Origin of the sequence: Streptomyces sp. NBC_00203 (assembly GCF_045206325.1) — a bacterium.
GTDB lineage: Bacteria > Actinomycetota > Actinomycetes > Streptomycetales > Streptomycetaceae > Streptomyces > Streptomyces lutosisoli.
Genome location: NZ_CP108126.1, coordinates 8,358,229 through 8,384,543, shown reverse-complemented (window position 1 = coordinate 8,384,543; position 26,315 = coordinate 8,358,229). Strand labels below are relative to the sequence as shown.

22 protein-coding genes are annotated in these 26,315 nt (G+C 69.7%); 14 read left to right on the top strand and 8 right to left on the bottom strand.

Going from position 1 to position 26,315, the window contains the following annotated elements:
- The first annotated feature begins 175 nt into the window (after window positions 1–175).
- The 7 genes from OG975_RS37275 (at window position 176) to OG975_RS37245 (ending at window position 8,982) form a co-directional block, all read left to right on the top strand.
- Window positions 176–1,441: an ABC transporter substrate-binding protein gene (locus OG975_RS37275; protein WP_406333851.1), complete on the top strand. Its 1,266-nt coding sequence runs from the start codon at window positions 176–178 to the stop codon at window positions 1,439–1,441.
- A 20-nt stretch (window positions 1,442–1,461) separates the two neighbouring features.
- Window positions 1,462–2,427, top strand: a complete 966-nt coding sequence (locus OG975_RS37270; protein ID WP_330308164.1) for a sugar ABC transporter permease — start codon at window positions 1,462–1,464, stop codon at window positions 2,425–2,427.
- Window positions 2,424–3,317 (top strand): carbohydrate ABC transporter permease, encoded by an 894-nt coding sequence (locus tag OG975_RS37265; protein WP_406333850.1) that lies wholly within the window; start codon window positions 2,424–2,426, stop codon window positions 3,315–3,317. Before OG975_RS37270 ends, OG975_RS37265 begins: the two co-directional genes overlap by 4 nt.
- Before the next feature lie 27 nt (window positions 3,318–3,344).
- The gene (locus OG975_RS37260) at window positions 3,345–6,209 is read left to right on the top strand and encodes a glycoside hydrolase family 2 TIM barrel-domain containing protein (protein ID WP_406333848.1); all 2,865 of its coding nucleotides are present in this window, start codon (window positions 3,345–3,347) and stop codon (window positions 6,207–6,209) included.
- 162 nt (window positions 6,210–6,371) lie between these two features.
- A complete protein-coding gene (locus OG975_RS37255; RefSeq protein WP_406336639.1) occupies window positions 6,372–7,367 on the top strand; it encodes an ATP-binding cassette domain-containing protein in 996 nt (331 codons plus the stop codon).
- Window positions 7,364–8,173, top strand: coding sequence for an ABC transporter permease (locus OG975_RS37250; RefSeq protein ID WP_406333847.1), 810 nt, complete (start codon window positions 7,364–7,366; stop codon window positions 8,171–8,173). Before OG975_RS37255 ends, OG975_RS37250 begins: the two co-directional genes overlap by 4 nt.
- Window positions 8,174–8,175: 2 nt before the next feature.
- Window positions 8,176–8,982 carry an ABC transporter permease gene (locus OG975_RS37245; RefSeq protein WP_406333846.1) on the top strand — a complete coding sequence of 269 codons (807 nt, stop codon included), beginning with the start codon at window positions 8,176–8,178 and terminating at the stop codon, window positions 8,980–8,982.
- 100 nt (window positions 8,983–9,082) lie between these two features.
- Here OG975_RS37245 and OG975_RS37240 read toward each other — a convergent pair whose 3' ends face one another.
- Complete coding sequence (locus OG975_RS37240) at window positions 9,083–11,077, bottom strand: calcium-binding protein (RefSeq protein ID WP_406333845.1); 1,995 nt, start codon at window positions 11,075–11,077, stop codon at window positions 9,083–9,085.
- Window positions 11,078–11,288: 211 nt separating this feature from the next.
- Between OG975_RS37240 and OG975_RS37235 the strand changes: the two genes are divergently transcribed.
- A complete protein-coding gene (locus OG975_RS37235) occupies window positions 11,289–12,368 on the top strand; it encodes an endo-1,4-beta-xylanase (protein ID WP_406333844.1) in 1,080 nt (359 codons plus the stop codon).
- 14 nt (window positions 12,369–12,382) lie between these two features.
- Here OG975_RS37235 and OG975_RS37230 read toward each other — a convergent pair whose 3' ends face one another.
- Together OG975_RS37230 and OG975_RS37225 are read right to left on the bottom strand one after the other, a co-directional pair.
- On the bottom strand, window positions 12,383–13,297 hold the full coding sequence (locus tag OG975_RS37230; protein ID WP_406333843.1) for a helix-turn-helix domain-containing protein: 915 nt from the start codon (window positions 13,295–13,297) through the stop codon (window positions 12,383–12,385).
- Between the two features lie 251 nt (window positions 13,298–13,548).
- Entirely contained in the window at window positions 13,549–13,980 is a 432-nt protein-coding gene (locus OG975_RS37225) for an ATP-binding protein (RefSeq protein WP_406333842.1), read from the bottom strand.
- Window positions 13,981–14,133: 153 nt separating this feature from the next.
- On the opposite strand from OG975_RS37225, the gene OG975_RS37220 reads away from it, so the two are divergent.
- From OG975_RS37220 to OG975_RS37205, 4 genes are read left to right on the top strand one after another with little or no spacing between them, the layout of a single operon-like run.
- Complete coding sequence (locus OG975_RS37220) at window positions 14,134–14,979, top strand: helix-turn-helix domain-containing protein (RefSeq protein WP_406333841.1); 846 nt, start codon at window positions 14,134–14,136, stop codon at window positions 14,977–14,979.
- Window positions 14,976–15,236 (top strand): DUF397 domain-containing protein, encoded by a 261-nt coding sequence (locus OG975_RS37215; protein ID WP_406333840.1) that lies wholly within the window; start codon window positions 14,976–14,978, stop codon window positions 15,234–15,236. Before OG975_RS37220 ends, OG975_RS37215 begins: the two co-directional genes overlap by 4 nt.
- Before the next feature lie 48 nt (window positions 15,237–15,284).
- Window positions 15,285–15,884 (top strand): TetR/AcrR family transcriptional regulator, encoded by a 600-nt coding sequence (locus tag OG975_RS37210; RefSeq protein ID WP_406333839.1) that lies wholly within the window; start codon window positions 15,285–15,287, stop codon window positions 15,882–15,884.
- The gene (locus tag OG975_RS37205) at window positions 15,877–16,689 is read left to right on the top strand and encodes an alpha/beta fold hydrolase (RefSeq protein WP_406333838.1); all 813 of its coding nucleotides are present in this window, start codon (window positions 15,877–15,879) and stop codon (window positions 16,687–16,689) included. Before OG975_RS37210 ends, OG975_RS37205 begins: the two co-directional genes overlap by 8 nt.
- On the opposite strand, the gene OG975_RS37200 is transcribed toward OG975_RS37205, so the two are convergent.
- Window positions 16,661–17,440: an isocitrate lyase/phosphoenolpyruvate mutase family protein gene (locus OG975_RS37200; protein WP_406333837.1), complete on the bottom strand. Its 780-nt coding sequence runs from the start codon at window positions 17,438–17,440 to the stop codon at window positions 16,661–16,663. The two genes, OG975_RS37205 and OG975_RS37200, sit on opposite strands and share 29 nt — an antisense overlap.
- Window positions 17,437–17,850: a hypothetical protein gene (locus OG975_RS37195; RefSeq protein WP_406336638.1), complete on the bottom strand. Its 414-nt coding sequence runs from the start codon at window positions 17,848–17,850 to the stop codon at window positions 17,437–17,439. Before OG975_RS37195 ends, OG975_RS37200 begins: the two co-directional genes overlap by 4 nt.
- A 189-nt stretch (window positions 17,851–18,039) precedes the next feature.
- Between OG975_RS37195 and OG975_RS37190 the strand changes: the two genes are divergently transcribed.
- Window positions 18,040–19,428, top strand: a complete 1,389-nt coding sequence (locus OG975_RS37190; RefSeq protein ID WP_406333836.1) for a hypothetical protein — start codon at window positions 18,040–18,042, stop codon at window positions 19,426–19,428.
- A 36-nt stretch (window positions 19,429–19,464) separates the two neighbouring features.
- On the opposite strand, the gene OG975_RS37185 is transcribed toward OG975_RS37190, so the two are convergent.
- The 3 genes from OG975_RS37185 to OG975_RS37175 form a co-directional block, all read right to left on the bottom strand.
- Window positions 19,465–21,363, bottom strand: a complete 1,899-nt coding sequence (locus OG975_RS37185) for a hypothetical protein (protein ID WP_406333835.1) — start codon at window positions 21,361–21,363, stop codon at window positions 19,465–19,467.
- A gap of 122 nt (window positions 21,364–21,485) precedes the next feature.
- Window positions 21,486–23,306: a DUF2264 domain-containing protein gene (locus tag OG975_RS37180; protein WP_406333834.1), complete on the bottom strand. Its 1,821-nt coding sequence runs from the start codon at window positions 23,304–23,306 to the stop codon at window positions 21,486–21,488.
- A 72-nt stretch (window positions 23,307–23,378) separates the two neighbouring features.
- A complete protein-coding gene (locus OG975_RS37175; protein WP_406333833.1) occupies window positions 23,379–24,431 on the bottom strand; it encodes a rhamnogalacturonan acetylesterase in 1,053 nt (350 codons plus the stop codon).
- A gap of 191 nt (window positions 24,432–24,622) precedes the next feature.
- Between OG975_RS37175 and OG975_RS37170 the strand changes: the two genes are divergently transcribed.
- Window positions 24,623–26,299, top strand: coding sequence for a rhamnogalacturonan lyase B N-terminal domain-containing protein (locus OG975_RS37170; protein WP_406333831.1), 1,677 nt, complete (start codon window positions 24,623–24,625; stop codon window positions 26,297–26,299).
- The last annotated feature ends 16 nt before the right edge of the window (window positions 26,300–26,315 follow it).

Below are 26,315 nucleotides of genomic sequence, written 5' to 3'. Positions count from 1 at the left end.
GCCCGCAGCCCGGCATGTCCGGTATCCCGAACTCTCCACAACACTTCGAACAGACTTCGTCCAACCCCTTGCCGAAGCCTTAGCCGAAGGTTAACGTCCCGCACCGCAACGCCATTTGAGCCACTTGGCGCAGGAACAACTGAGCCGTAGCCGTACTCGAGACAAGGACGTCAGCATGTCGGCAATGAGCAGCAGCAACTGGGACCGCCGATCCGTACTGCGGGCCGCCGCGGGCCTGGCCGCACTGGGGCCGCTGGCCGCTTGCGGCGGCAACAACGGCCGTGGTGGGGGCAGCGGTTCGGGCACGAACCTGACCCAGTTCTTCCACGCGTACGGCGAGGCCGGCACCGAGCAGGCCATCAAGCGATACGCGAAGGCCTACGACAAGGCGAACGTGTCCACGCAGTGGATCACCGGATCGGACTTCGAGAGCAAGCTGTTCGCGACACTGCTCACCAAGAACGCGCCCGACCTGTTCGAGTTCCACCCGCAGATCCAGCTCGTCAAGAGCGGCCAGGTGGCGGATCTGACCGACATCATCGAGCCGGTCAAGGACGACTTCAACCAGGCCGACATCCAGTCCCACACGGTCGACGGCAAGATATACGGCGTCCGGATGATCGACGACCCGCAGTTCTTCTTCTACCGCAAGTCGATGCTGGAGAAGGCGAACGTCGCGGTGCCGCAGACCCTCGACGAGCTCATCGAGGCCGCTGCCAAGCTCACCACCAGCAAGGTCAAGGGCGCCTTCCTCGGCAACGACCTGCACGCGGTGATCAACCCGCTGATCTGGTCGGCCGGCGCCGACACCCTCGACGCCCAGAACCAGCCCGCCTTCAACACGGACGGCGTCGCCGAGGGTCTGAAGAAGCTGCGCAAGCTGTTCACCAGCGGCGACCTCCTCCTGGACGCCCCGGCCGACTACTGGGACCCGTCCGCGCTCGACCAGGGCCTGTGTGCCATCCAGTTCTGCGGCATGTGGGCCATGCCCGTGATGCAGAAGGCGCTCGGCGACGACCTCGGCATCTTCCCCTTCCCGAAGGTCAACGACGCCGGCAAGCCCTCGGTCTACAACGGCGGCTGGTCGATGTTCGTCAACGCCAAGGGCAAGAACGTCGACGCGGCCAAGGAGTACGTGAAGTGGCTGTGGATCGAGCAGAAGAAGTACCAGGAGGACTGGGCGACCTCGTACGGCTTCCACATCCCGCCGCGCACCTCGATCGCCGCGTCCGCCACCAAGCTCAAGTCCGGTCTGCCCGCTGAGGGCGTCAAGCTCTTCACCGACTACGGCCACTTCGACAACATCGGCTGGACCCAGGCCATGATCACCGCCACGGAGAACGTCTTCGCCGACACCGTGCGCAAGAACGGTGACCCGAAGGCCGCGCTCGACAAGGCCGAGAAGACGGTCAGCGCCGAGCTCAAGAAGCTCTTCGGATAGGCCACCGGACGGATCACGACATGTCGACGACCACCAAGCTCGACCTCGCGCGCCCCGCCCCTGCCAAGGCCTCCAAGGCCCGGCCGCGGCGGGGTCTGCGGGGCAGCCCCACCTTCAACTTCTGGCTCTTCACCGGCCCGTTCCTCATCGGTCTGGTGATCTTCGTCTACGTTCCCATCGGCTGGAGCATCTGGCTCAGCTTCTTCGAGGCGCGCTTCACCGTCACGCCGAGCAAGTTCATCGGTTTCGACAACTACCGGTTCATGCTGGACAACGGCAACTTCACCGGTGCGCTCCTCACCTTCACCGTCTTCGCCGCGTTCATCGTGCCGACCACCTGGGCGCTCTCGCTGGGTCTTGCGATGCTGGTGAACCGACTGCGGTTCATGCGGGCGTTCTTCCGCTCGGTGTTCTTCCTGCCGACCGCGTGCAGCTATGTCGCCGCCTCGCTGATATGGAAGATGTCCATCTTCAACGGCGTCCGCTTCGGTCTGGCGAACACCGTCATCGGCTGGTTCGGCGTGGAGAACGTCGCCTGGCTCGCCAACCCCGACCCGCCGTGGTACTGGCTGGTCATCGTCAGCGCCCGCCTGTGGCTGCAGTCCGGGTTCTACATGATCCTGTTCCTGGCCGCGCTCCAGAACATCCCGCAGGAGCTCTACGAGGCCGCCGCGATCGACGGTGCCAAGCCGGGCTGGCAGACCTTCCGCCACATCACGCTGCCGCAGCTGCGGGCCACCTCGACGGCCGTGATCCTGCTGCTGCTCGTGGCCGCGTACCAGGCCTTCGACGAGTTCTTCAACCTCCTGGCGAAGACGACCTGGGGCCGCCCACCGCTCGTCGAGCTGTACTACATGGCTCTCGGCCAGAACCAGGACTACGGCGCGGGCAGCGCGGGCGCGGTCATGCTGACCATGCTGATCGTCATCGTGACCCTGTTCCAGGGCAAGATCATGGGCTTCGGAAAGGGGGACGAGTCGAAGTGACCACGACCGTACCCGAGGTGAGGAAGAGCGAGCGGCCGACGCAGGGGCCGCTGCGCGCGAAGCGCGGCGGCGTCATGGGCTCCACCGGCCTGTACATCGCCACCGGCGTCGCGACCCTCCTCTTCCTGATCCCGTTCTACCTGCTGATCCGCAACTCCCTCTCCACCGACCCCGACATCACCGGCGAGAACTGGAAGTTCTTCCCCACGGACATCCAGTGGAAGAACATCACCGAGCCGTTCCACGACACCACGGTCGACTTCGGCCAGTCGATGGTGAACTCGATGATCGTGGGCGTGCTGCACACCCTCGGCACCCTGCTGGTGTGCTCGCTGGCCGGCTACGGCCTGGCCCGCATCCCCTACCGGCACGCCAACAAGATCTTCTACGCCGTCCTGTTCACCCTGATGGTGCCGACCGCCGTCACCTTCGTCCCGAGCTTCGTGCTGGTCTCGTCGCTGGGCTGGGTCGACAGTTACCGCGGTCTCATCATTCCGGGCCTGTTCAGTGGTTTCACCTGCTTCCTCTTCCGGCAGTACTTCCTGGGGTTCCCCAAGGAGCTGGAGGAGGCGGCGCGCGTGGACGGGCTCGGCTACTGGGGCGCGTACTGGCGTGTCGTCGTGCCCAACTCGCTGAACTTCTTCGCGGCGATCGCCACCATCACGTTCATCAACGGCTGGAACTCCTTCCTGTGGCCGCTGGTCATCGGCCAGGATCCCAGCGCCTGGACCGTGCAGGTCGCGCTCTCCTCGTACATGACCAACCAGACGGTGAACTACCACCTGATCTTCATGGCCACCGCCATTTCCATCCTGCCCCTGCTGTTCGTGTTCCTCTTCCTCCAGCGCTGGCTGGTGCAGGGGATCGCGCAGACCGGCATCAAGGGCTGACACCTTCTTCCGAGGACCTGGAGACCGATGTCTTTCCGCACCACCGCCACTGACTATGTCGAGGACGTCTCGCCGGGCAGCGGTGCACTGCCGCCGCGCGCCTGGTACGCGTCCTCGGATGCCACGTCCTTGTCATTGAACGGCAGTTGGCGCTTCCGTCTCTCGGCGACCGTCGACGCCGAGGACGACTCCTTCGCCGCGGAGGGGTACGACGCCGGGGACTGGGCGGAGGTCTCCGTCCCCGGCCACTGGGTCCTCCAGGGACATGGCTCACCGATCTACACCAACCACCTCTACCCCTTCCCGGTCGACCCGCCGCGCGTGCCGACCGAGAACCCGACGGGTGACCATGTGCGCACCTTCGACCTGCCGTCCGAGTGGCCCTCGGACGGCGGTGCGGTACTGCGTTTCGACGGTGTCGAGTCCTGCGCCCGGGTCTGGCTGAACGGCACGGACATCGGCGAGTTCAAGGGTTCCCGGCTGCCGCACGAGTTCGCGGTGGGCCACCTGCTGAAGCCGTCCGGCAATGTGCTGGCGGTCCGGGTGCACCAGTGGTCGGCGGGCTCGTACCTGGAGGACCAGGACCAGTGGTGGCTGCCCGGCATCTTCCGGGACGTCACGCTGCTGCACCGTCCGGCGGGCAGCGCGCTCGACTTCTTCGTGCATGCCTCCTACGACCACCTCGCCGGTGAGGGCACGCTGCGCGTCGACTCCGACATCGACGGGCGGGTCCTCGTGCCCGCCCTGGACATCGATGTCGCGACCGGCGAGCCGGTGACCGTGCCGGTGCTGCCCTGGACGGCCGAGACGCCCCGTCTGTACGACGGCGAACTGGTCACGGAGGGCGAACGCGTCCCGCTGCGCATCGGCTTCCGCACGGTCGCGCTCGAGGACGGTCTGATCAAGGTCAACGGCAGGGCGATCCTCTTCAAGGGCGTCAACCGGCATGAATGGCACCCGGAGAAGGGCCGCGCCCTCGACCTGGAGACCATGCGCGAGGACGTGCTGCTGATGAAGCGGCACAACATCAACGCCGTCCGCACCTCGCACTACCCACCGCACCCCGCGTTCCTCGACCTGTGCGACGAGTACGGTCTGTGGGTCATCGACGAGTGCGACCTGGAGACCCACGGCTTCACCGAACAGGCCTGGCGCGACAACCCCGTTGACGACGACCGCTGGACCCCGGCGCTGCTCGACCGCGCCGCCCGTATGGTCGAGCGCGACAAGAACCACCCGTCCGTCGTGATCTGGTCGCTCGGCAACGAGGCCGGCACCGGGCGCGGGCTCACCGCCATGGCCGAGTGGATCCGCGGCCGGGACACCTCGCGGCTCATCCACTACGAGGGTGACATCGACTGCCGTGACACGGACATGTATTCACGGATGTACGCCGACCACGCCGAGGTCGAGCGCATCGGCCGGGGCCTGGACGGCGGGGGGCTGAAGCGGCGCGAACTCCCCTTCATCCTCTGCGAGTTCGGGCACGCCATGGGCAACGGCCCGGGCGGCATCGCCGACTACCAGCATCTCTTCGAGTCGTACGACCGCGTCCAGGGCGGCTTCATCTGGGAGTGGATCGACCACGGCATCAAGGACGATCGGTACACCTTCGCGTACGGCGGCGACTTCGGCGAGGAGCTGCACGACGGGAACTTCGTCTGCGACGGACTGGTCTTCCCGGACCGGACGCCGTCGCCGGGGCTCGTCGAGTACAAGAAGGTGATCGAGCCGGTCCGCATCGACGGCGACGGGCCGGCCGGAACCGTGCGGGTCAGGAACGCCCACGACTTCGCCGACCTCTCCGCGCTCGCCTTCGAGTGGTCGTACCAGGTCGACGGCGAGACGGTCGAGACGGGCGCCCTGTCGGTACCCGCGCTCGCCCCGGGCGAGTCCGCGGAGGTGAAGCTGCCGGCGCCGCCCGTGGACGGGCAGGGGGCCGAGGCGCAGTGGACGGTACGGGCCGTACTGGCGGCCGACACCCCGTGGGGCCCGCGGGGCCATCAGGTCGCCTGGGCCCAACTTCCCCTGAATGACAGTGTGTTGACACAGGTCGCCCGGTCCGACGGTCCCGTGCCCGGCGAGCAGGTCATCACGCTCGGCCCGGCCGCCTTCGACGCCCGCACCGGTGCGCTGAGGACGATCGGCGGCATCGACGTCACCGGACTCCGCCTGGATGTGTGGCGGGCGCCGACCGACAACGACAACGGCGCGCCCTGGCAGCCGGACGCCCGCTACGGCCTGCTCTGGCGCAAGCTGGGCCTGCACCGGATGCGGCACCGGCTCGACGCGGTGGAGCTGGGCGACGACGCCTTGACCGTACGTACCCGGGTGGCGCCCGCCGCCTGGGAGGTGGGCCTGCGCACGGTGTACCGGTGGACGTCCGACGGGACGCGGCTGCGGCTGACGGTGTCCGTGTCACCCGAGGGCGACTGGACGCTGCCGTTGCCACGGCTCGGGATCCGACTGGGGCTCGCCGGCTCGGCGGACCGGGTGAAGTGGTTCGGCGGCGGCCCCGGCGAGGGGTATCCGGACACCAAGTCCGCTTCCATGGTGGGGCGTTGGGAGTCGACGGTCGACGAGCTGCAGACGCCCTACGTCCGCCCCCAGGAGAACGGCGCGCGGGCGGACGTCCGCTGGGCGGAAATCGGTGGACTGCGTGTCGAGGGTGATCCATGCTTCTGGTTCACCGCGCGCCGCTGGACGACCGAACAGCTCGACACCGCCGAGCATCTGACGGATCTGGCGCCGGGCAACACGGTCTGGGTCAACCTCGACCACGGCCAGCAAGGCATCGGTTCGCAGTCGTGCGGCCCCGGTGCGCTGCCCCAGTACCAACTGCGAGCCGCTCCCGCGGAGTTCTCGTTCGTCTTCTCGGAGATCCATGACTGATCCTCACCTACGCCCCGCGGCCGGACGGCTCTTCAGCCGTCCGGCCGCGCTCGCGTCCCGCCTCGCATTCGCCCCGAACCGGGTGAACAGCGTGAATCGCACGTACAAGGTGCACGGTGCAAAGGGGTTAACGACATGAATGCTGTGAACCGCGACAACACCGTGAACGGCAGCATCCAGGTCCGCGGCCTCTCCCGCACCTTTCACACCACCGTCCGCCGCCCCGGGTTCACCGGTGCCCTCCAGTCCCTCGTCAAGCCCGAGCGCGTCGCGAAGGAGGCCGTCGCCGACGTCAGCTTCGATGTCGCGCCCGGCGAGTTGCTGGCACTGCTCGGCCCGAACGGCGCGGGCAAGTCCACCACCATCAAGATGCTCACCGGCATCCTCACCCCGACGTCCGGCGAGGCACGCGTCGCGGGAGTGGTCCCGTACGAGGAGCGCGAGCGCAACGCGCGCAACATCGGTGCGGTGTTCGGGCAGCGCACCCAGCTGTGGTGGGACCTCCCGGTGCGCGAGTCGTTCGCGATCCTCCGCGACATCTACGGGGTGCCGGAGAGCGAACATCGCGTCCGGCTCGGGGAGTTCGACGAGCTGCTCGAACTCTCCGTCTTCTGGGACACCCGCGTACGGCACCTCTCCCTGGGCCAGCGGGTGCGCTGCGATCTCGCGGCGTCGCTGCTGCACGACCCGCCCGTGGTGTTCCTCGACGAGCCCACCATCGGCATGGACGTGGTGGTCAAGGAGCAGGTGCGCGGCTTCCTCAAGCACCAGGTGGAGGAGCGCGGCCGGACGGTGCTGCTGACCACGCACGACATGACGGAGGTCGAGCGGCTCGCCGAGCGGGTCGTGCTCATCAACCACGGGCGGCTCGTCCTGGACGGCACGCTCGACGAGATCCGCCGGAAGTTCGGCTCGACCTGGCAGGTGCGGGCCACCCTCGCCGATCCGCACGCGCCCGTCGAGCCGTTGCCCGGGATCGTCGTGCTGCGGCGTGAGGGAGCGCGGGTCGTGTTCGGGCCGGACGGGGCGACCGCGCCCACCGTCCACCAGGCGTTGAAGCAGGTCATCGAGCGGTACGAGGTTTCCGATGTCGCCGTGGACGAGGCCGACCTGGAGGACGTGATGCGGGCGGCCTACGTCCAGGCGGAGGCAGCATGAGCATCACCCTTCCCCGGGGCTGGCGGACCGCGCGGGTCACTCCGCTGGGCGAGTTGCACACCCCGCCCCGGATGACCGCCGCGCTGCTCCGGCTCACCGTGCAGGTCGTGCTGGTGGCGTCGCTGTGGCGCGGCCTGTACGCGTCGACCGGCAGCACGGCCGGGATGAGCCGCGACCAGGCGGTCACCTATGCCGTTCTCGCCGTACTGGCCATCCGAATACGGGAGTTGGACCAGTACTCGGGACGGGACACCGTCCAGCAGCACATGCACTTCGGCACGATCGTGTACTGGTATCTGCGCCCGCTGCCACCCCAGCGCTACTACGCGCTGCGCGCGCTCGGCGAGCAACTGTACGGATTCGCCTGGGCGTTGACCGGATACGCGATCTGTCTGGCCGCCGGAGTCGTGCAACCCCCCGAGTCGGCCGCCGTGGCGGGGGTGTTCGCGCTGAGCGTGCTGCTCGGCCAGTGGGTCCTCTACTACATCATGCTCGTCATCGACCAGCTGTGCTTCTGGACGCTCCGCAACGACGTCGCGATCATGATCCTGATCTTCGCGCAGAACCTGCTGTCAGGGGTGTACGCGCCCCTGTGGTTCTTCCCCGACTGGTTCATCACGCTCAGCCGCTTCCTGCCGTTCCAGGCGACGCTCAGTGTGCCGCTCTCGCTGTACGTGGGCCGGATCCCGCTGTCCGACGCGGGCCCGGAGCTCGCCGTGCAGGCCGCCTGGGTGGTGGCGCTCGCCCTGTTCACCCGACTGCTGTGGCGGCGCGCCGCCCGGCGCGTGATCTCGCAGGGAGGCTGACCATGTCCTTGGAACCCTGGCGGGTGGTGTGGCGCATCACGCGCCTCAACTTCCGTGCGCAGCTGGAGTACCGCTCCGAGTTCCTGATGATGATCGCGATCGGCGCGGTCTGGCAGGTGTCGGTGATCGTGTTCGCGACGGTGCTGCTCACCCGGTTCACCGGGATGGGCGGCTGGGCGAGCGAGGACGTGCTGCTGATCGCGGCGACGCGGTTGGTGGCGCACGGTCTCTTCGTGCTCTTCCTGGGCCGCGTGCACGGCCTCGGCCACCGCATCCAGGAGGGCGTGATCGACACGTACCTCGTCCGTCCCATGCCGGTCTACCGCCAGCTCCAGCTGTCCCACTTCCCCACCAACGCGATCGGCGACCTGACGGTGGCGGCCGGCCTGATGGCGGGCGCGATCGGCCGCAGTCACCTGGACTGGAACGCCGCCCGGATCTCGTATCTCGTCGTCTGCGTGCTCGGCGGCATGCTTCTTGAGGCGGCGCTGTTCACGGCGGTGGCCTGTGCCTCGCTGCGCTTTCCCGCCGCGGACTACTGGGGCCGCTGGCTGGAGGAACTGCTCGGCACCTTCGGCAGCTATCCGCTCAACGTGCTGCCGCGCGCGGTCGGCGGCTTCCTCACGTACGGGCTGCCGCTGGCCTTCGTCGCGTACTTCCCGGTGTCCGTGCTGACCGGTCACGGCGGCGACTCGGGGGTGCCGTACTGGCTGGCCGCCGGCTCCCCGCTGCTGGGCCTGGCCGCCTACCTCGGCTCCCGCCTGCTGTGGCACTGGAGCCTTCGCCACTACACGGGGGTCAATGGCTGAGGGCACGGCCGGGGAGTGACAGCAGTGGGGCCCGGACCGCCGACCGGTCCGGGCCCCGCGCTGTTGTGCCCTGATGCGCCCTCATGTGCCCTGATGCACCCTAGGGACAGCTGATCCGTGTGTCCCCCGTGTCCGTCGTGCATGTGTCCGTGCCGAGGCCGCCATTGGCGGTGTCGTTGCCGGAGACACTGTCGACGGTGTTGAGCTTGTCGTTGCCGTAGTTGCCGATCAGGTTGTCGTTGCCGGGGCCGCCGTTCAGCGTGTCGTCGCTGTAGCTGCCGTCGAGGCGGTCGTTGCCGTAACCGCCGTACACCGTGTCGTTGCCGAAGCTCGCGTTGACCGTGTCGTCGCCGCCGAGGGCGCAGATCACGTCGTTGCCGTAGGTGCCGTTGAGGGTGTCGTTGCCGCTGGTGCCGATGATGGTGCAGCCATGGCTGTTGTTGACGGTGGTGGTCGCCGTGGCGCTGTTGTTGCCCGGGGTGGGGTCGGTCTGGGTGGCGGTGACCGTGCCCCGGTCGGTGAGGGTGCCGGTGGCGCGGGGTTCGACGACGACGGTCACCGTGGTGTGGGCGCCGGCGGCGAGCGTGCCCAGGGAGCAGTTCGCGCCGGTGGCGGTGGTGGTGCAGGTGCCCTGGCCGGGCGTGGCCGAGATGACCGTGGCGGCGGGGCCGGTGAGCGTGTCGGTGAGGGCGACGCCGGTGGCGGCGGTCGTGGTGCTGTTGTTGGTGACGGTCACGGTGTAGGTGGCCCGGTCACCGATGCCGACCGTGGCCGTACCGGACTTGGTGACCGACAGGTCCGGGGGCGGCGGAGTGCCGTTGCCGCCCAGGTAGCGGACCATCGCGCGGTCGTCACCGGTGTTGCCGAAGGTGAGGATCCGGCCGTCGGACTGTACGGCCACGGAACGGGCCTCGTCGTAGTAGCCGAAGTCGGTGACCGCACGGCCGCCCGTGCCGAAACCGGTGTCCACAGTGCCGTCGGTGTTGTAGCGGGCCACGGCGAAGTCGGTGTTCCTGATGCCCGCGGCGACGATCCGGCCGTCGGACTGGAGTGCCATGTCGTTCGCCCGGTCGGCGCTGCCGCCGAGGTCGGTGGTGGTCTTGCCGCCCGTGCCGAAGGTGGCGTCCAGGCCGCCGCTGGTGGTGTACCGGGCCAGTGCGAAGTCGCCGCCGCTGTATCCGACGGCGACGATCCGGCCGTCCGGCTGGACGCCGAGGCTCTGTGCCACGTCGTAGTCGCCGAAGTCGGTGATCACGCGGCCGCCCGTGCCGAAGGTGGTGTCCAGGCCGCCGTTGGTGTTGTAGCGGACGAGCGCGAAGTCGAAGGCGGTGCTTCCGGTGTAGCCCGCGACCACGATCCGGCCGTCCTGCTGGAGCGCCATGTCGTATCCGAGCGCGCCCTGGTCGAAGGGGGTGACGACCTTGCCGGTGCCGCCGAAGCTCGTGTCGAGGTTGCCGTCGGTGTCGTAGCGGACCACCGCGAACCGGCCGCCGGTCTGGCCCGCGGCGACGATCCTCCCGTCGGGCTGCACCGCGACCGCCTGGGCGTCCGAGGAGCCGTTGTCGCCGAAGTCGGCGCGGACCCAGCCGTCGCCGCTGAAGGTGGTGTCCAGGCTGCCGGCCGCCGTGTAACGGGCCACCGTGAACCAGCAGCAGCCTCCTTCGCCTTCCGGCAGCACCTCGGTGCGGCCGACCACGACGATCTTTCCGTCGGGCTGGAGCGCGACGGCCTGCGCCTGGTCCGTGCCACCGCCGAAGTCGGTGACCGTCTCGCCGGCGTCGCCGAACGAGGTGTCCGCACTGCCGTCGGCGTTGTGCCGCGTCACGGAGAAATCGGGCGTCAGCCACCCGGCCTGCTGGTCGGTGCCGACGGTGACGATCTTGCCGTCGGGCTGGAGGGCCGCGTCCTGCCCCTCCTCGAAGTAGCCACGGTCGATGGTGAGCTTGCCGCCACTGCCGAAGGTGGAGTCGAGATCGCCGGGCGCGGCGACCGCCCCACCGGGCAGGACGATGACGAGCGCCAGCGCCGCGGCGATGGCCGACGCGACCCGCCCCACGCGCGAGCGATACGGATGCCGGGAAGTGAGGGTGGACATGAGCCCAGCATCCGCACGCCCGTACGACCACTCCGTACGCCGGGCCATGCGCTGGGCTCACTGGGTGCCGAAGATCCACCCCCGGAGTGACGGAACCCGCCGCGACTGGATGCCGGCCCGCGGCAACCTTTCCGCGCACAGCGGCGACACAGGGGAAAGCACCGCACCCGCACACCCCCCATCCCACTTCGCAAGGAGTAGAGGAGCAGCCGTGCCGTACTCACCCGCACACAGGCGTCGCCGTCGCCTCCGTCCCCTCCCCCTCGTCGCCGCCGGCGTGCTCGTCGCCGCGGCGGCTGTCGCGTTGCCGCAGCTCACGCCCGACGCCAGCGCCGCCACCACGTTGCGCGGGTACGCGGACGGGCGCGGCGTGAAGATCGGCGCGGCCGTCGGGGACACACCGCTCACCTCCGATTCCGCGTACACGAGCGTGCTGGACCGGGAGTTCAACTCGGTGACCGCCGAGAACGCGATGAAGTGGGATGCCGTCGAGCCGACCCGCGGATCCTTCAACTGGGCCGCCGCCGACCGGCTCGTCGCCCATGCGAGCGCGCACAGCCAAGGAGTACGGGGGCACACGCTCGCCTGGTACGCCCAGTTGCCGTCCTGGCTGAAGAACGGGAACTTCTCGGCGTCCGAGCTCAACTCGATCCTCAAGAGCCACATCGACACCGAGGTCGGGCGCTACAAGGGCAAGGTGTACGCCTGGGACGTCGTCAACGAGGCGTTCAACGACGATGGTTCGATGCGCGGTTCGCTGTGGCAGGACAAGCTCGGTACCGGGTACATCGCGAACGCGCTGAAGTGGGCGCACGCCGCCGATCCCGCCGCCAAGCTGTACATCAACGACTACAGCATCGAGGCGGACAACGCGAAGAGCGACGCCCTGTACGCCCTCGCCAAGCAACTCCTCGCGGACGGCGTCCCGTTGAACGGGATCGGCTTCCAGTCGCACTTCGTGGTCGGGCAGGTGCCGTCCACCATGAAGGCGAACCTGAAGCGGTTCTCCGACCTCGGCCTCGAAGTCTCCGTCACCGAGCTCGACATCCGCATCCCGCTCCCCGCCTCCTCCGCCGAACTCGCCCAGCAGTCCGCCGACTACAAGACGGCCAGCGAGAACTGCCTCGGCGTCCCGCGCTGCGCGGGCGTCACCGTGTGGGGCGTCAGCGACAAGTACTCGTGGATCCCGGGCACCTTCAGCGGATACGGCGCCGCCCTCCCGTACGACGAGAACTATGCGGCGAAGCCCGCCTACACGGGCCTGTCGAACGGGCTCAACCCGAACGCGTAGCCTTCCCGCGGCGATCACGACGGACGCCCCGGCTCCCTTCGCCCGTGCCTCAGGTCGCGCGCCGACTGGCCGTAGTGCGCCTTGAGCGCGCGGGCGAGGTGCCGTGGGTCGTGGATGCCCCAGCGCGCGGCCACCGCCGCCGCCGTACGGCTGTCGTGGGCGGGGTCGAGCAGGTCGCGGCGGATGCGTTCGAGGCGTTCCTGGCGGAGCCAGGCCGCGAAGGGCGTGCCGGTGCGGTGGAACAGGCGGTGCAGTTGGCGTGCCGAGATGCCGTGCGCGGCGGCGACCGAGTCGACGCACAGGGACGGTTCGGAGATGTTCGCCAGGGCGTAGACACGGATGCGGTCCACCAGGTCCGTCTCCGTGTCCATCCGGCCGGGGGCGGACTCCGTGAACGCCGCGATCAGCAGGGACACCAGCGCGTCACCCACCTGCGCCTGCGCCGGTCCCGTCAGTTCATCGAGGTGCCGGCCGAGGCCCAGCAGGAACGCGGAGAGCACCGCCTGCGCTCCCGCGTCGGCCGGCAGCCGCCGGGCCGCCTGCCGGGCCACGGTGTCGGCGTGGCGGCCCAGTTCGGTGCGCGAGATGCCGACGGCGATGACGTCGCAGCCGTCGGGGACCGCGAGCCGGTACGGCCGCGACATGTCGAACACCACGAAGTCCCCGCCGTGCGCCCGGGATTGAAGTCCGCCCTGGTCCGCGGCGGCGGGCCCCGCCGACCGGTGCAGCGTCACCTTCAGCAGCTCGGGATCGGTGGACGTGATCGCCCGGGGTGTCCGGGTGACCAGATGCGCCGAGCCCCGGATCCGCGCCACGGCCGCGCGCCCCACCGCCGCCGCGTCGATGTCGGCGTGGAAGCCGTCGACGCCCGGAGCGGTCACCGCGAGCGGCGCGAGGATCGAGGAGGCGGCGGTCTGCAGTTGGCCCACAGTGGCTCGGCGTACGTGTAACGCGCCTAACTCGCCGTCGCTCATGGGCTGCCCCTCATCTACCGCGCCCGCACGCGCAGAAGCCTCATCTCCCTTGACGTAAACGACAGTTGCCCGGTTCCGTGACGCGAATCGGCGACACCGCGGGCGGGAATCGGAGACTCGGGCGGGCGCCGGGTGCGTAGCTTGGTGTGCGGGGGAGCAATGTCGGCTGGAACCCTCACCACGGTTCCAGCCGACTGCCCTCCGTATCAGCACTCCACCCGGACCTCCGCCCAGACGACCTTGTACGGCGCACCAGGCCGAGGCTCCACGCCCCACCGCTCGGCGGTCGCCGCGACGAGCAGCAGCCCGCGCCCGCCCTCGTCGGCCGGCGCCCGCAACACAGGCAGCCGGTCCGTCCGCCCGTCGGCCACCTCCACCCGTACAAGGCCGTCGCGCAGCACCAGCCGTACGCGGAAGTCGCGCCCGCGCACCCGCCCGTGCAGCACGGCGTTCGCGGCGAGCTCGGCGACAACGAGCGCCACGTCCAGACTCGCGTTCCCGTCGTACGCGAACCCCCACGCCTCCATCCGATGCTCGACGAGCCGCCGCGCGAGCCGGGCCCCTCGCGGGGTGCAGCTGAAGAGCTGCGTGAACGTACGTACGGTGACGGCTTCTTGGGCCCGGGTGTCTCCATGCATGGGTCAACGGTGGCCGGGGGCGGGCCGGTCGACCAGGTCCGCCACTCGTACGCTGCGCGCCGTACGAGTTCACGGACTGGACAGTAGGCGTAACTGTGCGTGACTCTTGGTGACTTGGCGGGGTTGGCACCAACGCACTCGGGGGTACCCGACATGACCGAAAGCACCATCAGCAACGACAGCATCACGAACGAGCCCGAGCCGTCCAGCAGCTTGAAGTCGTTCGGCGCGGTGCACAAGGCTTTCCGCATGCGGGCGGGGTACACGCAGGAGACGTACGCCCCGCTCGTGCGGTTCCATCCGTCGACGGTGGCCTCGATCGAGCAGGGGCGGCGCTTCCCACCCCGCGTCTTCGTCGAGCGGGCAGAGGAGATCCTGGACGCGTTCGGGGCACTCAAGGCGGCGTACAAGTACGCGGGGCGGGAGGAGGGGCTGGCGTCATGGTTCCGCAGGTGGGCGGAGCTGGAGGAGCTGGCGATCAGTCTCTGCACGTACGAGAACCGGCTGGTCCCGGGGCTTCTGCAATCGGAAGGGTACGCACGCACCCTCTTCCGAGCGCGCGTACCCCTGCTGACCGACTCCCAGATCGAGGCTCAGCTCGTCGCGCGCATGGAGCGCCAGCGCATGCTCGCCGAGCGGCCCAACACAGCGTTCAGCTTCATCGTGGAGGAGCACGTGTTCCAGCGGCGGACCGGTGGGGTCGATGTCACGCGTGAGCTGATCGACCACATCCTGGAGGTCACGGAACTCCGCAACGTGGAGTTCCAGTTGATGTCGATGACGCGCGACGTCCATGCTGGTTTCGACGGCCCCATCCGGCTACTCGAAACTCCGGAGAACGAGTGGTTCGCCTATTGCGAGGGCCAGCGGAGCGGCCAGTTCATCTCCGACCCGAAATCGATCAGTGTGCTCCACATGCGCTATGCGAAACTGCGCTCACAGGCCCTCACCCCTGATGATTCCCGGAGCCTGTTGCAGCGGATGCGAGGAGCGCTATGAGCACCACCGAGCTGAACTGGTTCAAGAGCAGCTACAGCGGCAGCGACGGCGACGACTGCGTCGAAGTGGCCCTCGCCTGGAGGAAGTCGACGTACAGCGGCGACGACTCCGGCGACTGCGTCGAAGTCGCCACCTGCCCCGCCACCATCCACCTCCGCGACTCCAAGAACACCCGCGGCCCCCAGCTCGCCCTCTCCCCCACCGCCTGGACGGAGTTCGTGGAGTTCGCCGCACACAGCCGAGGCAGACTGCATTAGGCTGCTACCTAGACGCCCTAGGTAACAGTCCAGTGTGAGGTGGTCCCCATGGCTCGCGTCGGGCTCACGACCGAACGTGTCGTGGAAGCGGCGGCCGATCTCGCGGACGAGGTCGGGTTCGAGAACGTGACTGTGTCCGCGTTGGCACGGCAGTTCGGGGTGAAGGACGCGAGTCTGTACTCGCACGTCAAGAACGTGCAGGACCTGCGTGCGCGGATCGGGCTGCTCGCGGCCGGCGAGATGATCGACCGGATCGCCACGGCCGTGGCGGGGCGCGCGGGCAAGGACGCGCTCGTCGCCTTCGCGGGCGCCTACCGGGAGTACGCCCTGGAGCGGCCCGGCCGCTACCGCGCCACGCACACACAGCAGGACCCCGCCGTGGTCGCCGGGTCCACCACGTACCGCCGCACCGCCGAGGTCACATACGGCATGCTGCGCGCCTACGGGCTGTCCGAGCCCGACCTCACCGACGCGGTACGCCTGCTGCGCAGCACCTTCCACGGCTACTGCAACCTCGAAGCGATCGGCGGCTTCGGCGCCCCCCGTGACGTACAGAGGTCCTGGGAGCGCGCGCTGGACGCCCTGCACGTGGCCCTGGAGAACTGGCCGCCGACGAAGGAAGACGACAAGGACGACGCTGATGAGTGACCATCTGCCCTACGCCTACGACGTGCGCGGCAGCGGCCCCGTGCTGCTGGTCATCCCCGGCGGGGCCGGTCATCCCATGGGCCTGGAGGCCGTCACCGCGCGCCTCGCGGAACGGTTCACCGTGGTGACGTACGACCCGCTGGGGCTGTCGCGCGGACCGCTGGACGAGCCGGTCGGCGACCAGCGGGTGGAGGCGTGGAGCGACAACGCCCACCGGCTCCTCGAAGCGGTGCTTCCCGACGGCGAGTCCGCGTACGTCTTCGGCACCAGCTCCGGCGGCATCGTCGCCCTGGACCTGCTGACCCGCCACCCGGAACGGCTGCGGCGCGTGGTCGCCCACGAACCGCCGACCGTGGAAGTGCTGCCCGACGCGGCTCGGCAGCGGGCGATGGTCGGGGAAGTGGACGAGATCTGCCGCACGGAGGGTGTCGGGCCCGCGATGGCGCGCCTCAGCGCCGGTCTGGAGTACCGCACTTGGGAGCCCGGGCCGCCGCAGGAACCCCGCCCCGAAGACCCGACCGGGGGCACCCCCATGGGCATCTTCCTCGCCCACGTCCTGCGCCCCTTCGCCACCCACACACCGGACGCGGACACCCTAAAGCGCCTGTCCTCCCGGCTCGCCCTCGGCGCGGGGCACGACTCCCGGCACCAACTCCCGCACCGTACAGCCGTGTTGCTCGCCGAACTCAGTGGCGCCGACCTGGTCGAGTTCCCCGGGGGTCACCTGGGCTGTCTGGAACACCCCGTCGAGTTCGCGGACCTGCTGGCCCGGACGCTCACTCGGCCGGGCCCGGGGGAGTCCTGACCGGAATGAGGGCCTGCACCTCGTCGTACGACGGCACAGCGCCTTGGGGCGACCGCCCGCCCCGGATGTCCGCCACCGCCTCCAGAACCGCGCCGAGCGCCCGCCGGTAGAGCAGCGAACCGAGGCTGACCCTGCGTACGCCCAGGTCGCCGAGGTGGGCGACGGTCGGGCCTGAGGGTGAGTAGAGGATGTTGAGCGGGACGGCGAGGGTCTTGAGGAGGGTGGCGATCCCGGCCGGGTCGGTCAGGCCCGGGACGAACACACCGTCGGCTCCTGCTTGTTGATAGGCGTCGAGGCGTTGCAGGGTCTCCCGCTCGTCACCGTCGCCCAACCAGTGGGTGTCGGTACGGGCGTTGACGAAGAGGTCCGGCACGGCGGCCTTCACTGCGGCGATCTTCGCCGCGTGCAGTGTGGCCGAACCCAGGCCGTCCTCCAGGTTGATGCCGACGGCTCCGGCGTCGGCCAGTGCGCGCGCCAACTCGGCGACCTCGTCCGGGTCTTGGGCGAAGCCGTCCTCCGCGTCCACCGACAGCAGGTACGAGCCGGCGCCGAGGCGCCGGGTGAGGCTCAGCGTCAGGTCCCTGGTCGCCGCCGCGCCGTCCGGCAGACCGGCGGGCGCGGCCACGCCGAGGCTCGTCGTGCCGATGGCCTCGAAGCCCTGGGCGGCGAGGAGCGCCGCGGAGGCGTGGTCCCAGGCGTTGGGCAGGAGGAGGGGGGTGTCGGCGTGGTGGAGCGCGGCGAAGGGGGTCATGCCAGGTTTCCTACCGCATCGGCGTAGTACGTCGATCCCTTGAGGTGGAGGGCGAGTTCGCGGAACGTCCAGCCCTCGCCCGGGGAGTCGTCGAGTTGTTCGGCGGTCAGTGTGCCCAGCCGGTTCGCCCAGATCCGAGCCAGCCGGGTGAGCCTGCTGCGGGCCTCGTCAAGGTCCTCCTGGGTGAACGGCGCGCGGTCCGCCTCCGTCGTGCTCGCCGAGGCGTGCCAGTGGTCGGGCCGGGGTTCCTCGCCCACGAGGCGGGCCTCCAACTCGGCCAGGTGGTCGATGAGATGGTCGGCGACGCGGCGGATGGCCTTGTGCGGGGTGTAGACGCGGTCGTCGACGTGAGCGGGCTTGCCGTCCCAGGTCGTCCAGGTGGCCGCCAGGGCAAGGACGTGGTCGACCATCGAGGTGACGGCTTCGGCCAGGGCTTCCGGCACGGCTTCGGCCGAGTGTTCCGGAACGGCTTCGGCCGGGTGTTCCTGCGGGGAATCGTTCATGTGCGGAACGCTAGGGGGCGAACACTTCGGCGACCGCCGAACCATGGCCACGAAAATGCCGGGCAACCTTCCGCCCGTCGGCGGCGACTACCCGGCATGACCAACGCAAGACCCACCACAACGCACCGCCGTCGCCGTATCGCCCGCAAGCCCGTCGTGGGCACGCTCGCGGCCGCCTCCCTGCTGGCCGGGGCCTGGTACGCGACCGCCAACGGGGCGACGACGGCCACGACCGGCCTCACCGTCACGAACACCACCGTGAGTCTGTCGGCCAAGTTCCCCTATCTGGCGGCCGGTTACAACAACAGCCGCGAGTGGACCCGTACGGCCACCGCCGTGGCGCCGAACGGCACCCTGCGCGTCGCATGGCCCGCCGCCGACGGCATCCATGTCACACCGCTCACCGCGGCGGGCAAGCGCTCCGGCGCCGACACGGTGGTCAAGGGCACCAAGGAGGTCGGCGGACTCGTCGCGCACAACGACGGGTTCGCGCTGCTGACCCGCGTCGCCGACACGAACAAGTGGAAGGAGACGGCGGCGGCGATCGTCCGCTACAAGAACGGCAAGCAGGCCTTCCGTACGAAGCTCACGGGCACCGCCTCGAACGACACGGCTCCGCTCCTCGACGGCCAGCTCACGTGGAACGGCACCAAGTACGGCACATACTTCGTGGTGCACGGCGCGGGGGGCTTCGCCGACGGCCACTACGGCGACAAGCTCGCGTACGTCAGCTCCAAGGGGGCCAAGCTCAGCGGTGGCTGGAGCTGGGGATGCAGCCACAACGAGGGCATCGCCCTGCACGCCGAGACGTCCGGCGCCTTCACCTCGCTGTGCTTCGACGACTGGCGCTCGGGCCTGTTCGTGTCGACGGGCATCGGCGCGCCCGACACCGCGCCGGTCGTGCAGCGCGAGCAGTGCTGGGCCGGCTACTGCGGCGGCACGTTCGCCGGCCGCACCGGCGACCTGGTGAAGTCCTCGACGGGCCGGTACGCCACCGCGTTCGCCTCCCGCGGCGCCGCCTCCGCCGCGAAGAACCCGGACGACGCGAGCGGCCGCGGCTGGACGGTGAAGCCGAAGACGAGCACCCACCAGGTGGCGGTGGCGTTCCTGAAGAACAAGACCACCCCGTCGGGCAAGCCCGTCTACCTGACCAGCGCCAAGGGCACCGAGAACATCAACGTCCACGTCGCCCCGTACGGCAAGGACCGGCTGCTCGTCTCCTGGGAGTCCCTGAAGAACGCCAAGTGCTCGGCCGGCACCTGCACGGGCACCTTCACCGGCACCCACCTGCGTCTCATCGACTGGACCGGGAAGTTCCAGAGCGCGGACAAGGTCGTCGGGGCCCGGATCACCGGTGACGTCGCCGTGTCAGCGAACGGCGCGCTCACCTGGGCGTACGCCCCGGTCACGCCCTCGTACACCACGGCGCTCAACGGCGCGTCCCCGACCTCGACGACCCTGAAGATCGCTCGCGTCACTCCGTAGGACGCCTCCGTCACTCGGTAGGGCGCCCCATGTACCTCATGCCGGGGTGAGCGTGATCGAGCCGGTGTAGGTCCGCCCCGGCTCGACGGGCGTCTCCGTGCCGTCCACCGTCATCGTCACCGTTCCGCCGGACGGGGCAGTGACGGTGGAGTCGGCGTCGAGGGAGAGCACGCTCAGATACGACGTGCCGGTCACGGTCCACGTCGAACCGCCGGTCAGCGTGACGAGCACACCGTTGTTGACGACCGGCTGGACGGTGTTGGTGACGTGGCCCAGCTCCGCGTACTCGGCGGAGCTGATGGAGTCGACGGCGTGCTTCGACGCGGAGGCGGAGAGCACGCCCTCGACCTCGGTGGCGTCGAAGGTCAGCGCCATGTTCTGGCCGCTGCGCCGGGCGTTGTAGAAGTCGCCCTTCAGGGCGATGGCGGTGAAGGTCGCGGTGGTGTCGGCGTCGTGCAGTTGGGTGACGTCGAAGGTCGCGTCGCGGGCCGGATCGCCGGTGGGCTCGGTGTAGACGCCGTCGTTGGAGCCGGGGTTGTCGGTCTCCATCACCTGGAGGATGACGCCGTCCGCGGGGTTCAGCTGGGCGCCCTGCGATCCGTCGACGGTGATGGTGGCCCGCACGGCCTTGTCGAGGAGGGTCGTGTACGCGGAGTTGAGCACGGTCCCGCCGGTGATGTGCAGCGTGCCGGCGCCGTGCCACATCACGCCGAAGCCGCCGGAGTCGATGTTCGTGGCGCGCTCGGGCAGTGCGGCCAGCTCGGCGTCCGAAAGGCCCAGCTCTAGCTCGGAGTTGAGCGCGGCGATATCCTCCGCCGTGCTGTCGCCGTAGTACAGGGTGCCGTTGGAGGCGCCGATGATGGTGGCGTACGTACCGGCGTCGATCTCGCAGCCCAGGATGCGTTCGACGACATTGCCGTCGGCGAAGCTGCCGTAGCCCTCGGCGCCGAGGTTGGCGATGCGGCAGTTGATGGCCGTCGCCCGCGCGTTGCTGACCGAGTCGACTGAGAAGGCTCCCCAAGTCTCGGACTCGATGGTGGAGTTGAGGTACGTGGCCTTGGTGTTCGTGCCCAGGAGGTTGGTGGCCCGAACGTTCCCGGAGATGCCGAGGCGCCAGGGCACCACCAGCATGTTGGCGCCGCCGGCCGGCACGTAGTCGGAGGGCAGGACGCCGTTGAGGCACTGGATCGTCGAGTTCTTGACGACGACCGCGGCCCCGTCGGCGGCGACGACGGCGCCGCGCACCACGCCCTTGTTGGAGATGGTCACCCCGTCGACGACCAGCGTCGTCCCCGCCCCCGTCCCCACCACGGCGGCCCCGTCGCCGACGAAGTCGCACCGCCCGTTGCCGGTGAAGGCGAACGTCGACCGCCGGAGGGTGTAGGCGCCGCCGGCCGCCACGTACACGCCGTCGAAGGCCTCTCCGGTCGAGACGACGGCGACCCTGCGCGCGGAGGTGTCCGTCACCCGGCCGCCGGTCACGGCCGACAGGGCGGACTTCGCGGAGACCACCCCGGTGGAGTCCACGTACAGCGCCTGCCGCAGCGGGAAGGTCACATTCGCGAACGTCGCCGTGTTCCGCTCGGCCACGGTGAGCACGATGTCACCCTCGTAGGTGCCGGGCACGATGGCCGTGTCCGTCGCCAGGGTCGCCGTGAGCGCCGACCCTGTCTCCACGCCGTCGACCGTCATCGTCAGGCTGTACCCGTCCGGCACGGCGAGGGTTCCGCCCTCGGCGAGGGAGAGGCCGCTCAGGCTCGTGGTCGCGCTCAGTACGTACGTCTCCCCGGCGCCGACCGAGAGCGTGCCCGCTCTCGTCGCGGCTCGGGCGGACGCGGGTAGGACAGCCGTCGGTAAGGCGACGGCCGCTCCGACCGCGATGAGTGCCTTGAGGCGCGCCCTCATCGTCACACCGTTCGTGCTGCTTCCTTCCACGGACAACAACTCCCTTTTCATGACGGAGGCTCATGAGACAGGTGTGTGCACCGGTGAAGTGAAGCAGCGGGGGGTGGGCCGCATAAGGCGCGGCCGATTCACATGCGGAACCGCGATGTCTACTATTCCCGGGCCGTATGGCTGCGCACCTCGGCCACACCGTCGCCCAGCCGCACCCGGACCTCGCGCCCACCGCTCCAGGCGACCGTCAACTCCCCCGCCCCGTCCACTCGTACGGCCGCCGCCTCCGCCAGCGGAACGGGGTCCGGCTCGGCAGTGAGGCGGGCGAGTGCCACGAAGAGAGAGCCTTCGCCGGTGACAGTGCCGGTCAGGCCAGTCGGATCCGCCCGACCGGCCAGGCCCGCCAGGCCCGCCAGGCCCGCCGGGCCCGCCAGGCCCGCCAGGCCCGCCAGGCCCGTCGACGCATCCAACAGGCCGTGGACAGGCACGAGTTCGGCACGCGCCTCGCCCTTCGCCGTCCACCCCGTGACCCGCACTCCGGTCCCGGGTGCCGCTCCCGCCACCACATGGGCCCGTACCTCCACCGCGCCGTGCGCGAGGACCAGGCTGGTGACCCGGGCGCCGCCGCCCGCCGTGTGCCGCGACGCGGCCCAGCCCTCGCCCACCCCCAGCGGCTCGATGCCCGTACGGCTCGGGTCGTCGCCGACGATCACACTGTTGTCGTACGACGCTGACGGCTCCGTCGCCGTCGAGTACGCGAGCCGCGTGTAGTACGGGTCGTAGCGGACGTCCTCGCTGCCGTGGTTGTGGAGACGGACCAGGCCGTCCGAACTGGTCGACTGGAGAAGCCAGTTGGGCGGGCCGACCGGGGTGACGGCGTCGGCGCGGTCCGTCGGGCCCGGCTCCTCCCGCGCCGTCCAGACCTCGTGCTCCGGCGGCAGGAGCAGTCCGACGAAGGCCTTGCTCGCCCAGTACGGGGAGGCCGGGCCCGAATAGCCTTGCACCAGGGCCTCGTCGGGGCCGTGCCAGCCGAGGCTGAGCAGGCCCCGGTCGTCCACCGCGCCCCGGTCGAGGAAGTAGCGCAGGGCACCGGAGGACAGCCGTCGGGTCTCGCCCGGCGACAGCGGAGTACGGCCCGTGAGGGCGCCGAGCCACAGCGGCGCGGTGGTCGCGAAGCGGTAGGTCAGGGAGCGGCCCTGGAGCATGGGCGCGCCGTCGCCGCCGAACAGCCGGGCGTAGTCGGCCAGATGGGTTTCCAGACGGCCGCCGTACAGGTCGAGCAAGCGCGTGTCGCCGGAGAGCCACGCGTGCAGCAACGGGTACAGGTGCATCGCCCAGCCGTTGTAGTAGTCGTACTTCCGGCCGTCGCCGTCGGTGTACCAGCCGTCGCCCACGTACCACTGCTCGATGCGCTCCAGGCCGCGGTCGATCGCGGCGGCGGACGCCTCGGGCTCGTATCCGATCTCCTGGAGGAAACCGCCGACCGTCACCGGGAACAACTCCCAGTTGCAGGGCCAGGGTTCGGCCGTCAGGCCGTCGCCGAGCCACTCCGCGGCCCGCTGCCGTACGCCGTCGTCGAGGCGGTCCCACAGCAGCGGCCGGGTCAGCCGCAGCGCGAGGGCGATCGACGCGGCCTCCACGAGCGGCTGGCCGCGGTCCTCGATGCGGGGCCAGACACCGGCGGTTCCGGCGGCGAGACCGTCCGCGTATCGCTCCAGGACCTTCTCGTCGCGGCGGAAGGCCGCGAGCAGCAGCGTACGGGCGTAACCCTCCAGGCCGTCCGAGAGCCTGCCGGACCAGCTCGTGTGCTCCCCGGGGAGGTGGTAGAGCGCGCCGTCCCCGGTGGCGTACGGCGCGACGGCGGCGAGGAGGTTGTCCGCTACCGCCTCCCAATGGGCGCGCGTGTAGCCGGTGTGCGGGCTCAGCGTGCGGTCCTCGGCGGGTCCGGGAGTCTCGACGGGCGCTGCGGGCTCAGAGGGCATCAATACGGCTTTCTGTCTCGGGCCGGGCGGACACCTGGGGCGCCCCGGTTCCGGTCGGGACGCCCCAGGAGTTCATCCCACCCTCACCTGGCCCTCCGGCACCAGATGCTGGGCGAGGAGTTCGTCACGGACCAGACCCGCGTACACCGTCGCGCCGTGCACCGAGGTGTGCGTGTTGTCCCGTTTCTCGTTGTAGAGGTAGATCGCCTTGGAGCCCTCGACGCCCAGGGATTCGACGAGGGCCTTGGTCTTGGCCGTCAGGTCGATGAACGGGACGTTCTCGGCGGCGGCGACCGAGCGGATGACGGCCGGGTGGTCGACGCCGAGGCCGTTCACCAGCAGCGCGGTGTTGTTGTTCAGGGTGCCGTCCGCGTTGAACCAGCGGCGCACGATCGGGGTGACGAGGACCGGCTCGCCGCCCTGGGCGCGGACGCCCGCGACGAGGGTTTCGAGGTTCGCGCGATACGTCGCCTCGTCGGTCGTCTTGTCGTTGTGCGCGAGCTGGATGAGCACCAGGTCGTGTCTGCGGATGAGCGGCTGGACGGTCGGGAAGAGCGCCGGGGTGGCGAGGTAGGTGACCGTACTCTCCCCGGAGTCCGCGTAGTTGGCGACCGAGAGGCCCTTGCGCAGGTACTGCGGCAGCTGCTGGCCCCAGCCCGAGTACGGGTCGCCGGGCTGGTCGCACACCGTCGAGTCGCCGACCAGGAAGATCTGGCGGGTGTGCGGCCGTGCCGGGGTCACCCGGATGTCGGCCAGCGCGGGCGCCGAGCCGCCGAGGACGAGGTCCAGGCCCGGGGTGCCCTCGGGCCCGGTCGGCTCGCCCTCGGGGGTGCGGACGTTCACGGTGAAGCTGCGGGCCACCCGCCGGCCGGCCTCGGTGGCGGTCTCGGGAAGCAGGGAGCGGCGGGTCTCGCCGCTGATGGCGGTACTGGCCGCGGTGTCCCCGCCGAGCAGCACCTTCACGTCGTACGTCCCGGGCTCGACGTCAAAGTGGCAGGCGGTCGCCGTGCAGTTCTCCAGGCCCAGGGCGCGCCGCCCCTCGTCCGACCCGGCCTGCGCCGGGGTGACCGACAGCGCGGTGGCGGCGACGCCCGCCACCAGCACGGCGGTATTGAAACGTCTCATGTGCGGCTCCTCCAACAGGGCGACAGGACCTGGCGGCTGGACCGTACCGCTCCGGGCAAGCGCTTTCTAGTCCTGGGGTCGATTTCACATGATTGCCAACTCCAGGCGCGCGTAAGGCCTTTCGCGAAATCGATTCAACTGTCACGCTGCGAGACACCCGCACCCCCACACCTCCCGAAGGAGGCACCCCCATGTCCGGATCCGCCCCCAGACCGGTCCGCCGCCGCACCTTCGTTCTCGGCAGCGCCGCCGCGGCCGGTTCGGCCGCCCTGGCCGGTCCCCTCGCCACGACGGCGAGCGCGGCGAGCTTCGGCTACACGGACGACGGTTCGAACTACGTCATCGACACCGGCGCGAACCTGGTCTTCAAGGTCAGCAAGACCAACGGCGATCTGACGTCGCTGGTCTACAAGGGCACCGAGTACCAGGGCTACGGCGGCAAGAACTCGCACGTCGAGTCGGGTCTCGGCACCTCCACCGTGACGATCGCACAGTCCGGTTCGACGATCCTCGTCTCCGTCGCGTACGGCACGCTCAAGCACTACTACGCGGCCCGCAGCGGCGAGAACAACGTCTATCTGTGGACCAACAAGGCCGACACCTCGGTCAGCGCCACCCGCTACATCGTGCGCGTCAAGGCGGGCCTGTTCCTCAACGACGAGCCCGATTCCTACACCTACGCGCCCACCACCATCGAGGCCTCGGACGTCTTCCAGAAGTCCGACGGCCAGACCCGCTCCAAGCACTACTCGAAGCTCCGCGTCATCGACTACGACTACGTCGGCTGGACCACCGGAAGCGTCGGTCTGTGGGTCGTGCGCAGCAACCACGAGAAGGCCTCGGGCGGCCCGTTCTACCGCTCCCTGCTGCGCCACCAGAGCGCGGACGGCGGCGGGCTGTACGAGATCCTGTACTACGGCGAGAACCAGACCGAGGCCCAGCGCTTCGGGCTCCAGGGCCCGTACGTCATCGCCCTCACGGACGGCGGGGCGCCCTCCTCCTCGCTGTACCCGGGCACCCTCAGCACCTCGTGGGCGGACTCGCTCGGCATCTCCGGGTACGTCGCCGCGAGCGGTCGCGGCCGGGTCGCGGGGGTCGGGATCTCCGGGCGCGACACGGCCTACGCGTACACGGTCGGGCTCGCCAACTCCGATGCCCAGTACTGGGGTTCGGCACGGGCGTCCGACGGCTACTACTCGATCACGGGCGTCCTGCCGGGCACGTACACGCTGACCGTCTTCAAGGGCGAACTCGCCGTCTACACCACCTCGGTGACGGTCACGGCGGGCGGCACGACCACCCTCAACACGATCGCGATCCCCTCCTCGAACGACCCGAGCAACGCCGGCGCGATCTGGCGGATCGGCAACTGGGACGGCACGCCGAGCGGGTTCAAGAACGCGGACCTGATGACGTACGCGCATCCGTCGGACGTCCGGGCGTCGGCGTGGACCGGCAACGTGGTGATCGGCAGCGGCAGCGAGACGTCGGCCTTCCCCGCGTACATCTGGAAGGACGTCAACAGCGGTCTGCTGGTCTACTTCAGGCTGACCGCGGCGCAGGCCGCCGCCGCGCACACGCTGCGGATCGGGGTGACGACGGCGTACGCCAACGGCCGGCCGCAGGTCACCGTCAACAGCTGGGTGTCGTCGATCCCCTCGCCACCCACCCAGCCGAGCACGCGATCACTGACGGTGGGTTCGTATCGCGGCAACAACAACACGTTCACCTACAGCGTTCCGGCCAGCGCGTGGCTCACGGACACCAGCCAGTACAACGTGCTGAAGATCGACGTGGTGAGCGGTTCGGGGACGACGGCGTTCCTGAGCGCGGGCACCTCGATCGACGCGATCGACCTGCTCGCCTAGGGCTGTGGTCAAAATT